Raw genomic sequence first — 11,327 nt, forward strand, 5'->3', positions numbered from 1 at the left:
AACGAAGACCCCAAGCCCTTCATCTGGACCAAAACCGCCGAAGAAATCCTCGACTCCCTCGCCCGCATCTGCCGACGGATCTCTGGCGCAGGACACTAGTAGTGCTTCGTTAGGTCTATGCGTTGACGCTGATCAAGAGCATGTTGGGATGTGTGGATGTCCATGAAGTGAGCCGGTTACGGGCGGGGTTAGCGATGTTCGTGGCGGATGTCTTCGCCTCGATACCGCGTAGGGATCAGCGGGCCAGGGGCGAGTGTTACCTACGGGGCCTGATGCTGGATGGTCGGCGCAAGTCGATCCAGCCGATGGCCGAGCGGCTGCCGGACGGCAACATGCAGGCCCTGCAGCAGTTCGTGAATCAGTCGCCGTGGGATCCGCTGCCGGTCAGGCAGCGGATCGCCCAACGGCTGACCGAAGTCATCAGGCCCGAGGTGTGGGTGATCGACGACGTGTCGTTCCCCAAGTGCGGCAAGGCATCGGTCGGGGTGGCCCGCCAGTACTGCGGAGCGGTCGGCAAACGGGCGAACTGCCAGGTCGCGGTCAGTGTCCATGCCGCCACCGACACCGCCTCGTGCCCGTTGGAGTGGCAGCTGTATCTGCCGCGTGAGTGGACGGACGAGCCGGACCGCTGCCGCAGGGCAGGAGTCCCCGACGACGTGGTGCACCAGGAGAAGTGGCGTCTCGCGCTCGCTCTGCTGGACGCGCTCGCCAGGTGGCAGCTGAAGGCACCGGTCGTGGTCGGCGACGCCGGCTACGGCGTCAGCACCCTCTTCCGGCTCGGTCTCCAGGAGCGCGGGCTGTCCTATGTGCTGGCCCTGAGCGGGAAGGAAGTCGCTCATCCTGAGGATGTCGAGCCGCACCGGCCCGCATATGGCGGGCTCGGGCCGCCCACCCTTCCCCGTTACCGCACCCCGCCGCGAGCGCTCTCCGCCCTCGCGGCCCAGGCGGGCGCGGCGCGGTGCAGCGAGGTGACCTGGCGGCAGGGCAGTAAAGGCGCGATGACCTCACGGTTCATGGTGCTGAGCGTGCGGCCCGCGGGCAAGCAGTCCCTGGCCGCCGCTCAGGAAGCAGGCGGGGGCCGCAACCGGTGGGACGGCGTCCTGCCCACCCAGACCCTCCTGGTCGAATGGCCGCAGGGCCAGGACGCCCCGACGGGCTACTGGATATCGAATCTGCCCGCCGGCACACCGGCCGCCGACCTGGTGCGGTGGGCGAAGATGCGCTGGCGGATCGAACACGACTACCGCGAACTGAAACATGGTCTGGGACTCGACCACTTCGAGGGCCGGACCTGGCGCGGCTGGCACCACCACGTCACCCTCGTCACCGCCGCGCAGGCCTTCCTCACCCTCCGCAGGCTCGACCCAAAAGTCCAGGCACCAGCCCGAGTCTCTACCAGACCCTCGACGCACTCCAAGACCTGCTGAGGTGTTGGACCGGCACCTGCACCACCTGCGGCCACCCCCTCAAAACCAGCAGAACCAGACCAAGAACCTAACGAAGCACTACTAGGCGGACTTCCAGGTCCGCTCCGACACTGCGATCCGGCGCCACCAGACCCTCGTGAACTGCGCATTCAGCTTCTGCTGGAACACCTGGTTCGCCCCACCCACGCCCCCTGCAACCGACCAGCCACCCCAACTTGACCAACTGCCAGACCCGTTAGAGAGGGGGAGAACCCGGGCCCCAGCCCCAGCCGGCCTCCTGGCCCCAGGCACTCCGGGCCGTCCGTGGCTGGCTGACGCCCTGGGCCACGCTGCAACGCTACTGGCGGGCATGGTCGAGGAGGCCCCCGCCCCCAGCACTCCAGGAACTGATCGACACCGTCGGCAGCGGCAGACCCATTGATCTCTACTGCCCGGTTTAACAAACCACCGCTAGGACTGGTTGGTCGACGGTTGTGGCGGGCTCTGTCCCGCCGGAGCGCGGATTCCGGCTGATGCCGAGGACCCAGAGATTCAGCTTGCGCTTCCCGCTGTTCGCCCCTGGGGGTCAGCCCTGCCAGGGGCGCAACCTTGGCCACCAGCCCGGTACTGCCCGGCGGTAGGTTTCGTAATCCGCGCCGAACGTATGAAACAGCCGCGGCTCCTCGTACCATCTGGCGAACGCCCACATCACCATTGCGGTGAGCAGCCCGTAGGCAAGCAGAACGGGTCGGCCAAGGAGCAGTGCCTGTCCGCCGATCGACGCCGTGACCGCGACATACATGGGGTTGCGCACGTGGCGATACAGCCCGCCCACCACCAGATGCTCAGTTGGCGCGATCGGCGCCGGAGTCCCCAGCCCCTCCACGACGAACCGTGTGAAGGCATGCACCAGCACCGCCGCACCCGCGAACAGGATGACGGCGCCCAGCAGCCGGACGGGCAACCACCAGTGGCCGGCCTGCCACCCCGTCACCCACCAGGGCACAACCCCGGCCACTGTGCCCGGCGCCAGCGCCATGAACACAGAACTCCCCACCGCCGCCCTCGATCTGCGCATACGGGCAAGAATGACCGCCCCGCCCCGCGCAGTAAACGGGACTGCCGACTTCCGGTGCCCGTCCCGTGTGGAACGCAGCGTAATTCCCCAGCCGGAACTTCACGGAATGGGTCAGGGACATCGTGGCGCCGACGCCTTCGTCCCCATACGGGCACCGGCGCTGCTCTTCATTCCCCACGGTCGCCAGGGTTTCCCGGCCGCCCGATAGCCGCCAATCATTACTTACTGAGTTCGGCTGGTCAGGGTGATGTTGGATCGTCGAGGGTCAGGCCGGTGCCTGCTATGAAGCCGTTGAGGGTATCCGGCCGGTACTGCAGGCGCTTGAGCCGGTTGCGTACGAGGGTGGGCCTTGACCTTGGATCTTGGACACACGAGACACTGGATCTTGAGGATCTGAGAACGGACATCTCGTGGTCATGAAGAACTATCCGCCGCAGTTCAAGGCAGACGCGGTCGCGCTGTACCTGTCGCGGCGAGGCGACGATTCGGCAGGTCGCTGCCGATCTGGGGATCAATCCCGAGACCCGGCGGAACTGGGTCCGGGCAGTCCGAGCGAGCCGACCGCGAGGACGCCGCACGGAGGCACCGGCCGAGCCGCCCACACCGCTGGAGGCGGAGAACGCGGCCCTGCGCAAGAAGCCTGTCTTTAAACGATCCTTTGCCGACAGGCGGCCCGTAGCGTGGACCGACCAGCAGCCATACCTCTGCCCGCACGCCGCGCCATCGCGGACGGCGATCCGGATGCGGCTGGCCCCGCGTGGCGCGAGGCCAGCCGTGTGCCGTGGATCAGGAGAGGGGGTGCAGCCAGTGGGCCTCCAGTTCCCCCTCGACCAGGCCCGCGATGGCGGCGAAGTACGTCTGCATGAACGGCTGCGAAACGTGCGCCAGCAGGTGGGCGCCGGATGACCAGCGCTCGTAGAAGGCGAAGGCGCCTGGCTGGCCCGGCGCGGTGTGCACCACGTACTGCTCGCATCCGTCCTCTTTGCGGGTGAGGCCGATGATCGCCTGGATCTCGCCCAGCATCCGGCCCTCCCCACCCGCCTTGGCCCGGGCGTATCCATATACCGCGACTGGCGTGTCCGAGGCGAGGATGGCGGCGGGGATGAGGCCGTCGGGTGTCGTGTCGTCAGGGCTCATGAGGTCCTACTCCGTGATGGTCGGTTCCGCCGGTGCTGATGGCCGGCTACCGGAGTGTAAAAGTTGACGTTAACGTCAAAGGCAAGTCGGGTGACAAACCCCGGGACGGCCCGACAGCAACCGGGACCCAGCAGCATGCGGAGCAGAGGGAGCGACGGGATGCGAATCGGCGAGGTGGCATCGGCCGCGGGAGTGAGCACGCGGGCGCTGCGCTACTACGAGCAGCAGCAGCTCATCGCGTCGAGCCGCAGCACAGGCGGGCAGCGCCTCTACACCCCGGACACGGTCGAGCGAGTGCGGTGGATCCAGCTCCTCTACGCTGCCGGGCTGAGCAGCCGGACGATCGTGGAGTTCCTGCCGTGCGTGCACACCGGTATCGCCGGCCCGGAGATGATCGCCCGGCTTCGCGCGGAGCGGGACCGCCTCGACGATCACATGCGGGACCTTGCCGCCACGCGAGCCCGACTGGACTCTGTCCTCGCCGCCGCCGAGTTCGGCGCGACACGGCCGGCCTGCGAGGCCGCGGGGGTCTGAGGCTCGACCAGCACGCGCACGCCTTGGCCCAGTTCCCAGGCCGAGGACGCCGAGGAGTGGCTGTTCTCGGACTTCTGTCGGCGTACAAGGTCACGCGCAGAACTCGGTACAGGATCACGTACAAAGGCCGGGTGCCACTCGTAGGGGGCCGGTTGATAGCTGCCGATCCTCGGGCCGGGACGAGTTGTCACGGGTGGGCGCAGCCCAGCGCGCAGCGCCGCCATAGGCGCCCTTGACCACTCGGAGCGGCCCATAGACTTCCTCATCGGGCGGCCCCACCACCCACTTCCTGCCGCTCAGTTGAGACGTTTGGATCTTTTTATTTGAGCCTGTACCGACTGTGTATGTGAGCCAGTACCCCGACAACTTCAGCTGGGCGGAGTTCGACACCGAGGTGCATTTGATGCGCACGCTGGGCCGGTTCGAGGGCGGCGTTGACGCAGACCGGCCCCTTGGGGACTCCTCGGAGGAGTTCACGGCCTCCGAGTTCCACTTCCTGGTCCGCGACTGGGACCTGTGCCGCTACAGCGACTGGTTCCTGCTCCGTCGTGGGCAAGCAATGTGGGGAACGGGCAGGTTGTCGGCCTCTCCAGCGCCTCTTCCGTTGCGCACCATCTGATGGCGCTCCGGATGCGCCGGAGCTGGACGAGGACGAGTCAGCGGCCGACTGAAGCGGGCCTGTCAGCCGGGGGCACCAACGGATCCACCCTGCCCTGTAACCGGCTCGCTCCGTCAGCTGGAACAGGAGCAGCGGTCACTGACACCATCTGCCGGACGTCTGGAGCGGTCTGCACGGCTACGCGCAATGGCCGACGAACCGGGTGCGGAGCGGGTGTGGGTGTCTGACAGTCGTTCGAAGCTGACGAGCGAGACGACGAAGGCGGTGGAGGGGCAATGCGCGAGGCCTATCACGAGGAGCTGGGCTCGATCAGCGACAGCCTGGTGGAGATGGCGAATCTGGTCGGATCGGCCATCGGCCGGGCCACCACCGCACTGTTGGACGCCGACCTGGAGCTCGCCGAAAACGTGATCTCCGCCGACAACAAGATCGACGATCTCCAGCGCGATCTGGAAGACCGCGCGATCGCGATCCTCGCGAGGCAGCAGCCCGTCGCCACAGACCTGCGGACCGTGGTCACCTCACTGCGCATGAGCGCGGACCTTGAACGCAGCGGCGACCTCGCCGAGCACGTGGCCAAACTGGCCCGGATGCGCTTCCCCGAGAAGGCCGTGCCGCGGGACCTGCGCCGTACCATCCTGGAGATGGGCCAACTCGCCCAGCGCCTGATGGCACAGGCCGCCGAAGTCATCATCACCCAAGACGTCGAAGCAGCCCTTCAGCTGGAGAAGGACGACGACCGCATGGACGAACTGCACCGCATGGTCTTCCAGCACCTGATGGACGAACAGTGGCACCACGGAGTCGAAACAGCCGTCGACGTCACCCTGGTCGGACGCTACTACGAACGATTCGCCGACCACGCCGTATCCGTCGCCCGACGCGTCATCTACCTCGTCACCGGCGAACACGCCGACGAGACGACCACGGAGCAGCCCGCAACCGTGTAGCCCCACAGCCGGCGACAACGACCGAGCCACGCCGCAGACCCGCGGGGGCGCACCCGGTGACGGAATTCGGCGTCGACATCGCCCAAGCCGCGAAGAGCCCGACTCCTCCTCCCGCGCACCTGGTACAACGCGGTTTTCGCATTTGGCTGTTGCTGCGGATATGGTGCTGCCGCTGCGCAGCGCGGCAGGTCGTGTACGGCGGTACGCGGCCTGCCGCTTTGGTCCTCGAGTCTTGTCCCGTCGGACCTCGGGGACCAGGGCGCCCGGGCAGGAAGCTCAGGACCCAGCAGTCCCCCAGGCCCGGGGACGTTAAGCGGGGCGTACCTCGACGGCCCGTACGGCGGCATCGGCGCGCGGCCTGGGGGCTGTGGCCGCGCACGGCGGGAGGGGTGCCCCGATGCTGTGCAGTGCGTGGCAGGACACCCATCGGCATCGTGACACCGGCCGGGGGCTCGCGCCGTGTTGAACGGGGCGGCCGGATGACGGTGGGTTTCAGGAGATGTGGTCGTCGTGGAGGGAGATGAAGCCGGGGCGGCAGTCGCGGACTGCTTCGTTCACGGTCCACACCGCCGCCTGCGCCCGCTGAGCGTCGCGGCCCTGATCGATCACTCCGAGAGCCTCGGCTGCCGCCACCCTCACCGGCTGCGGCAGCCCCTCGCGGGCCGCGGACCGGTACGCGACCAGGCGCCTGAGGTCCCGTTCCTCCTCGCGCACTCCGCCGGGCCGAAGCGGGAACACCGCTGCCTGGTAGAGGGCGATGGCGTGCAGGACCGTCTGTGCGGCCGCTTCCCCCTGCGGGCCGCCCTTCGTGAGGGTCCGCAGTCTCTGGCACGTCTGCAGGGTGCACAGCAGCACCATGGCCTTCACGGCGTGGAGAAGCGCGCCTATACCCAGGACCAGCTGGCTTTGTCCAGAAGTTTGCGTTCTCGCGTACGAAGCCAACCAGCCCGGTACCCAGCCCCCACCATCTGTCCAGCAGGAAACCGGTACCGGTGCACGGAGGCCGACCACGTGCTGGCGGGCAAGTTCGCCCGCTACCGCGAGTTCTTCCGCGTGAAGGTGAAGGACCACTCCATCGCCGCGTCCCACGGAGGCCAGGGCGTCCCGCTGTGGCAGAACCTCTACCCGCCGACCGGCCGGGCCACCCCGCGCACGCTCACCGTCGCCAACGCATCTCCGAGACCGGGTACCAGCCGCGCGAGGCGGCCCTGGTGCCCGGCCCACACGCGCGCAGCAGTTCCTCCAGGCGGGCGCGGTGCTGCTCCACGAACGCCTCCAGGTGCTCGAGGTGCCCCTCGCGTTTTTCGTGCATTCCTCTGCGATGCCGCCCCGTCGAAGCGAGTTCCGGCAGCCGTACATCCTACTGAGAAGATGATCGTGCCGTTGGGGAGCGACGGCCAACCCATGGCCCTTGGCCTGCACTGTGCAGGGAGGGGTAGTCGGGAATGCCCGGCACAACACGGGAGCAGACAGAGATGGACGACTCATCTGAAGACACTGGCAGCCTGCCGTTCGGCGCTTCCGCACCGCTGGAAGCCTCGCTCGCGCTGGACGGCGACGGTTCCCGGATCGCTCAGGCCCGCCACCTCGTCGCTGCGTTCCTGGGAAAGGCCAAAGACCACTGCGGCAGCCCCATAGCTGTCGCCACGGTGGAGATCGCGCAGCTGATCGTCAGTGAACTCGTCACCAACGCCCGCAAGTACGCCCCCGGCCCCGCTCTCCTCCAACTGCGGATCCACGGGCCCATGCTGCACGTCGAACTCTGGGACAGCAGCCCCGTCATCCCCGCTCACGACGCCCCGGACCCGGAACGGATCGGCCGGCACGGCCTGGAAATCGTCACCGCCCTCGCCCACGCCGTCACCATGGAACACACCCCCCTGGGCAAACGCATCATCGCCGACCTCGCCCTCAACCCAGCCACCGCATAGCCCGAACACCTCAGCGGACCCCGATGGCGTCCCCCCGGTTGGTCACCGGAGCCACGACCCGCGCCAGTGCCCCCGGACCCCATTCTCTATCTCGGGACGCTGGGTGCGGATCACGTTGTCATAGGCGGTACCCGCCAACGGGATGCGTTGGGCCAGCTCACCGGCCTCGACACTGCCCGCAGTACCCAGCCGCGCCACCGAACTGCCCGTGAAGTCGGTGATCAGGAACGACACCGCCACCGCCTCGAGCCGGTCCTTGATATGTCTTTCAGGTGCGGTTCTGGTGCATGGCACGGTGCTCTACTTGCTGCTTGAGGCCGGCGTTGAATGCGGTGTACCCGTTGTCGTTGCTCTGCTTCATGAAGCGCTGGATCAGGGTTGTCAGGCCGCCGGAGAATTCTTCGTGGTTGGTGACATGGGTGGTGCCGTCCGGCTTGGCCCGGAGGATGAACGAATGCCGGCCGAGGAACAGCCGCTTGGATATGAGCGTGCCGGACCACTGCAGCTGCTCACCCGATTCGGTGACCGTGACGGTGGGCCTGAAGGAGAAGCCGGGCATCTTCATCGAAAGCCTGGTGCCCACCTGGGCCGTTCCTTCGACACGGGAGAAGTTGCTCCACTCGCCGTAGTGGGGGAAGTCGACCAGGACGTCCCAGACCGCTTCGGGACTGGCGTTGATGTCGACCTCGGTCTTGATGACGTAGCCCATGATCACACTCCATAACGGTTCAACAGAACTCAATGGTGACGATTGGCGAATGACGACGGGTAAGCAGGTCAGCGGGGTGGAACCAGGTCGGGCCATTTCGCCTTCAGACCCTGGTCGATGAAACCGAGGATCCAGGTGAAGCTGTCATCGACGTCGGCGTTGAGCTGGAAACTGCCGATCGCTTCGAGGGCTGAGAATCCGTGCAGGATGCTGCGCAGCATCCGCAGCGCGTGGATCTCCTGGTCGGGGTCCAGCCGGTACCCGTGCAGCATGGCCGTCCAGGAGGCGAGAACGCGACCGACCGCTGGGGTGAGGGGGTCGGCGGGCCCGGTGACGATGGCGGCGTTGCCCGCCGCGTACCGGCCGGGGTGCTCCAGCACGTACGTCCGCATCGCGTGTGCCCCGGCGACGAGGGCTTCTTTGCCGGAACGTCCCTGGGTGGCGTCGCGGATGGTGTCTGCGAGTTCGTTCATGGCCAGGACAGCGATCCGGTGGGTGAGGTCAGCCTGGTTCGCGACGTGTTTATAGAGCGAGGGGGTCTTGATCCCGAGGCGCTCGGCCAGCAGGCCCATGCTGAGGTTCTTGAACCCGATCTCGTCGGCCAGCGCGGCGGCGGCCTCGGTGACCGACGCCGGGCTGAGCCCGGCCCTAGGCATGGGACAGGGTATTGGCGAGGAACGGTAGGGCCAGTGCGAGGACCTTGTCGTGGGTCTGGGCGTGCGGGTAGTGACCGGCGCCCTCGATGACGGCCAACTCGCCGAGGCCGGTGGGCAGGTCGGCGATGATCTTCTCGCCCTCGGCGCGCGGGTCGGCCCAGTCGGGGTCGAGGCTGCCCTGGATGATCAGAACCGGGCAGGTGACGTTGGGCAGCTGGGCGCCGGCGTCGGTCGGAGCGCTCTTGCACATGGCCTGCAGGGCCTTCATCCGGCCGGGCTCGCTCATTTTGGTTTCGATTCGGCCCAGCTCACTGTCCCAGTCTGCGGGCTTGGTGGGGTAGGCCAGATCGAGGTACTTCTTCCAGGCTGACAGGCTTCCCAGGAGCATGGTCATCCCGAGCTGGGTGGAACCGGCCCGGTAGCGCTTGACTCGCAACAGCCCGCCCAGGGGCACCGACTGCTTGCGGGTGAAGGGGGCCAGCTCGATGACCCCGCTGATCACGTCGGGCGCCGTAGCGGCCGCGATGGTCGCCGCGCCGCCGCTAATTGACTGCCCGATGATCACTGCCGGGCCACCGAGGTGGCGCACGATGGCGACCAGGTCACCGGCGATATCGGTACGGCTGTACCCGTCCCAGCCCAGGCTGGAGTCACCGCAGCCGCGTATGTCGACATTCGCGACCTGGTACCCGGCCGTGACCAGCGCCGGGGCGAGGAAACGGTAGGAGTGCCTGCTGTCGCCCATGCCGTGCGCGAGGACGACCAGCGGTCCTTCTCCGGTCACGTCGTAGGCGATGGTGTTGCCGGCGATGCTCAGGTGCTCGGTCACGATGACCTCCATAGATGGCTAACGTCAGTAACTAAAAGCTACCCGCATTAGCTATGGCGGTCAAGCAGCGTCCGAAACACATACCGGCAATACCGAAATGATCTTGAGGGGCGACCTCGATATCGCCACCGCCGCCTCTTCCTGCGCGGCTCCCGCGCAGGAGGAGGGCGACCGGGTCACGCGGCGGACGCAGGGCGTCGGGGCCGGAGTCGAGGCGGTAAAAAGCTGTAGCGGCCGACCAAAATCAGGTTGCGGTGCTTGAGTGGGGACAGCCTGGCGACGTCCTCATCACGGATCTCGTGGCCCTCGGCGCGGAGCTGGGAATCACTGAGGATCCGCGCGACCACTCGAGAGACTCCACCGGCGGCGCCGATTCTGCCGCCTGCAGCATGTCCACCAGCGTCGTCGCGGCCCCCGACGGCTCCCCTCCGCGCGACGACGGGAAGCACACCTGTCATCCGCACCCGACTCGCCTGCGGTCACTGAGAATCCCCACTGCTCGACACCGCCCAGGGCCAGTCCCCCAGACGTGGCCTGCCCGTGTCGGATCCGGCATGGACGGGACGTCGTGCCACGCGAGCCCCACGTCACCTCAGCCGACCGCCACACATCGCACAATGGGCAGGCGTACCCGCACCCTAGAGAAGGCTGCCGGCCACGATCAGAGCGACCACGGAGTGGTCGACGCATTTGCGGGCATTTGGTCTCCACGCGCACCGACAGGGGGAGCTCAGCATGACCAATGGGCAGTGGATTATGGCGGCGGCCGGAAGGCCGGTGCCGGACTTCGCGCCGAACTGGCTCCAGGGACTGATCTTTGTGCTGGCACTGGCAGGAGTCGCTGTGGCGGCATACCACCGCAATAAGTCCTGACTCACGGAGAGCGCCGTTGCTCCCGCATGACCGGCGGGCGCTTGGGCCCAGGTGGCGCGGATGGTTCGCATTGCATGGGAAGCGCGAGACCACGGAGATCAGCGAGCAGTCGGTGCCACGATCGCTCGGTGCCCCGCACAGGTCGGGTCCTGAACAACCTCAATCACTCCGCTCAAGCCGCCGTCGTTGGCCCCGCGGATTCGGCGGCGCGGCGGTATTCGGTGTTGATGCGCTGCGCTTCCTCGAGCTGGTCTTCGAGGATGACAATGCGGCAGGCCGCCTCGATCGGGGTGCCCCGGTCGACGAGTCCACGGGCCCGGGCGGCGATCCGCAACTGATAACGGGAGTACCGCCGGTGGCCGCCCGCCGAGCGCAGCGGCGTGATCAGGCGGGCCTCGCCGATCGCGCGCAGGAAACCCTGCGTGGTGCCGAGCATCTCCGCGGCACGTCCCATCGTGTAGGCGGGGTAGTCGTCGTCATCGAGTCGGTCGTACGAGTCGTCTGCTGTCATTGCACCTCTCTGTGGAACGCGTGGAGGGGCCCTGGCGCGGATGCGCCAGGGCCCCGAAGGAACAGCTACACCATCTGCCGGCCCTAGTCCTGCG

16 protein-coding genes and 1 pseudogene are annotated in these 11,327 nt (G+C 67.3%); 7 read left to right on the forward strand and 10 right to left on the reverse strand.

Translation table 11 applies throughout. From position 1 onward, the window contains the following. Positions 1-152: 152 nt before the first annotated feature. The gene (locus ABZV34_RS34805; RefSeq protein ID WP_356285819.1) at positions 153-1,427 is read left to right on the forward strand and encodes an IS701 family transposase; all 1,275 of its coding nucleotides are present in this window, start codon (positions 153-155) and stop codon (positions 1,425-1,427) included. A gap of 565 nt (positions 1,428-1,992) precedes the next feature. On the opposite strand, the gene ABZV34_RS34810 is transcribed toward ABZV34_RS34805, so the two are convergent. Further along, positions 1,993-2,445: an isoprenylcysteine carboxylmethyltransferase family protein gene (locus ABZV34_RS34810; protein ID WP_356285822.1), complete on the reverse strand. Its 453-nt coding sequence runs from the start codon at positions 2,443-2,445 to the stop codon at positions 1,993-1,995. 278 nt (positions 2,446-2,723) lie between these two features. After that, positions 2,724-2,825, reverse strand: a pseudogene (locus ABZV34_RS34815) (IS630 family transposase); the annotation flags it as partial. A gap of 142 nt (positions 2,826-2,967) precedes the next feature. Here ABZV34_RS34815 and ABZV34_RS34820 point away from each other — a divergent pair. After that, a complete protein-coding gene (locus tag ABZV34_RS34820) occupies positions 2,968-3,390 on the forward strand; it encodes a transposase (protein ID WP_356285863.1) in 423 nt (140 codons plus the stop codon). Here the strand turns inward: ABZV34_RS34820 and ABZV34_RS34825 are convergent. After that, a complete protein-coding gene (locus ABZV34_RS34825; RefSeq protein ID WP_356285825.1) occupies positions 3,271-3,621 on the reverse strand; it encodes a putative quinol monooxygenase in 351 nt (116 codons plus the stop codon). The two genes, ABZV34_RS34820 and ABZV34_RS34825, sit on opposite strands and share 120 nt — an antisense overlap. Positions 3,622-3,780: 159 nt before the next feature. On the opposite strand from ABZV34_RS34825, the gene ABZV34_RS34830 reads away from it, so the two are divergent. From ABZV34_RS34830 to phoU, 3 genes are all read left to right on the forward strand, one after another. Next, positions 3,781-4,155, forward strand: coding sequence for a MerR family transcriptional regulator (locus tag ABZV34_RS34830; RefSeq protein ID WP_356285828.1), 375 nt, complete (start codon positions 3,781-3,783; stop codon positions 4,153-4,155). A gap of 346 nt (positions 4,156-4,501) precedes the next feature. After that, positions 4,502-4,774, forward strand: a complete 273-nt coding sequence (locus ABZV34_RS34835; RefSeq protein WP_356285831.1) for a hypothetical protein — start codon at positions 4,502-4,504, stop codon at positions 4,772-4,774. 275 nt (positions 4,775-5,049) lie between these two features. Then, positions 5,050-5,724: a phosphate signaling complex protein PhoU gene (gene phoU / locus ABZV34_RS34840; protein WP_356285834.1), complete on the forward strand. Its 675-nt coding sequence runs from the start codon at positions 5,050-5,052 to the stop codon at positions 5,722-5,724. A gap of 492 nt (positions 5,725-6,216) precedes the next feature. Here phoU and ABZV34_RS34845 read toward each other — a convergent pair whose 3' ends face one another. Then, a complete protein-coding gene (locus ABZV34_RS34845) occupies positions 6,217-6,591 on the reverse strand; it encodes a hypothetical protein (RefSeq protein WP_356285837.1) in 375 nt (124 codons plus the stop codon). 289 nt (positions 6,592-6,880) lie between these two features. Next, a complete protein-coding gene (locus ABZV34_RS34850) occupies positions 6,881-7,036 on the reverse strand; it encodes a hypothetical protein (protein ID WP_356285840.1) in 156 nt (51 codons plus the stop codon). 163 nt (positions 7,037-7,199) lie between these two features. Between ABZV34_RS34850 and ABZV34_RS34855 the strand changes: the two genes are divergently transcribed. Then, complete coding sequence (locus tag ABZV34_RS34855) at positions 7,200-7,655, forward strand: ATP-binding protein (protein ID WP_356285843.1); 456 nt, start codon at positions 7,200-7,202, stop codon at positions 7,653-7,655. A 42-nt stretch (positions 7,656-7,697) separates the two neighbouring features. Here ABZV34_RS34855 and ABZV34_RS34860 read toward each other — a convergent pair whose 3' ends face one another. The 4 genes from ABZV34_RS34860 to ABZV34_RS34875 form a co-directional block, all read right to left on the reverse strand. Then, positions 7,698-7,895: a hypothetical protein gene (locus tag ABZV34_RS34860; protein ID WP_356285846.1), complete on the reverse strand. Its 198-nt coding sequence runs from the start codon at positions 7,893-7,895 to the stop codon at positions 7,698-7,700. 28 nt (positions 7,896-7,923) lie between these two features. Next, positions 7,924-8,364 carry an SRPBCC domain-containing protein gene (locus ABZV34_RS34865; protein ID WP_356285849.1) on the reverse strand — a complete coding sequence of 147 codons (441 nt, stop codon included), beginning with the start codon at positions 8,362-8,364 and terminating at the stop codon, positions 7,924-7,926. 68 nt (positions 8,365-8,432) lie between these two features. Continuing rightward, on the reverse strand, positions 8,433-9,020 hold the full coding sequence (locus ABZV34_RS34870) for a WHG domain-containing protein (RefSeq protein WP_356285852.1): 588 nt from the start codon (positions 9,018-9,020) through the stop codon (positions 8,433-8,435). Continuing rightward, a complete protein-coding gene (locus ABZV34_RS34875) occupies positions 9,013-9,849 on the reverse strand; it encodes an alpha/beta hydrolase (protein WP_356285855.1) in 837 nt (278 codons plus the stop codon). The genes ABZV34_RS34870 and ABZV34_RS34875 overlap by 8 nt, the downstream gene beginning before the upstream one ends. A gap of 735 nt (positions 9,850-10,584) precedes the next feature. On the opposite strand from ABZV34_RS34875, the gene ABZV34_RS34880 reads away from it, so the two are divergent. Next, positions 10,585-10,722, forward strand: a complete 138-nt coding sequence (locus ABZV34_RS34880; protein WP_356285857.1) for a hypothetical protein — start codon at positions 10,585-10,587, stop codon at positions 10,720-10,722. A gap of 172 nt (positions 10,723-10,894) precedes the next feature. Here ABZV34_RS34880 and ABZV34_RS34885 read toward each other — a convergent pair whose 3' ends face one another. Then, a complete protein-coding gene (locus tag ABZV34_RS34885) occupies positions 10,895-11,233 on the reverse strand; it encodes a MerR family transcriptional regulator (protein ID WP_356285860.1) in 339 nt (112 codons plus the stop codon). Between the last annotated feature and the right edge of the window lie 94 nt (positions 11,234-11,327).

The sequence above is a fragment of the Streptomyces sp. NPDC005195 genome, from assembly GCF_040608315.1.
Classification (GTDB): domain Bacteria; phylum Actinomycetota; class Actinomycetes; order Streptomycetales; family Streptomycetaceae; genus Streptomyces; species Streptomyces kaempferi.

Coding starts and splice junctions, on each gene's coding strand:
- ABZV34_RS34810 (WP_356285822.1), bottom strand. CDS start 2,445: ATGGCGCTGGCGCCGGGCACAGTGGCCGGGGTTGTGCCCTGGTGGGTG.
- ABZV34_RS34825 (WP_356285825.1), bottom strand. CDS start 3,621: ATGAGCCCTGACGACACGACACCCGACGGCCTCATCCCCGCCGCCATC.
- ABZV34_RS34830 (WP_356285828.1), top strand. CDS start 3,781: ATGCGAATCGGCGAGGTGGCATCGGCCGCGGGAGTGAGCACGCGGGCG.
- phoU (WP_356285834.1), top strand. CDS start 5,050: ATGCGCGAGGCCTATCACGAGGAGCTGGGCTCGATCAGCGACAGCCTG.
- ABZV34_RS34850 (WP_356285840.1), bottom strand. CDS start 7,036: ATGCACGAAAAACGCGAGGGGCACCTCGAGCACCTGGAGGCGTTCGTG.
- ABZV34_RS34855 (WP_356285843.1), top strand. CDS start 7,200: ATGGACGACTCATCTGAAGACACTGGCAGCCTGCCGTTCGGCGCTTCC.
- ABZV34_RS34865 (WP_356285849.1), bottom strand. CDS start 8,364: ATGGGCTACGTCATCAAGACCGAGGTCGACATCAACGCCAGTCCCGAA.
- ABZV34_RS34870 (WP_356285852.1), bottom strand. CDS start 9,020: ATGCCTAGGGCCGGGCTCAGCCCGGCGTCGGTCACCGAGGCCGCCGCC.
- ABZV34_RS34880 (WP_356285857.1), top strand. CDS start 10,585: ATGACCAATGGGCAGTGGATTATGGCGGCGGCCGGAAGGCCGGTGCCG.
- ABZV34_RS34885 (WP_356285860.1), bottom strand. CDS start 11,233: ATGACAGCAGACGACTCGTACGACCGACTCGATGACGACGACTACCCC.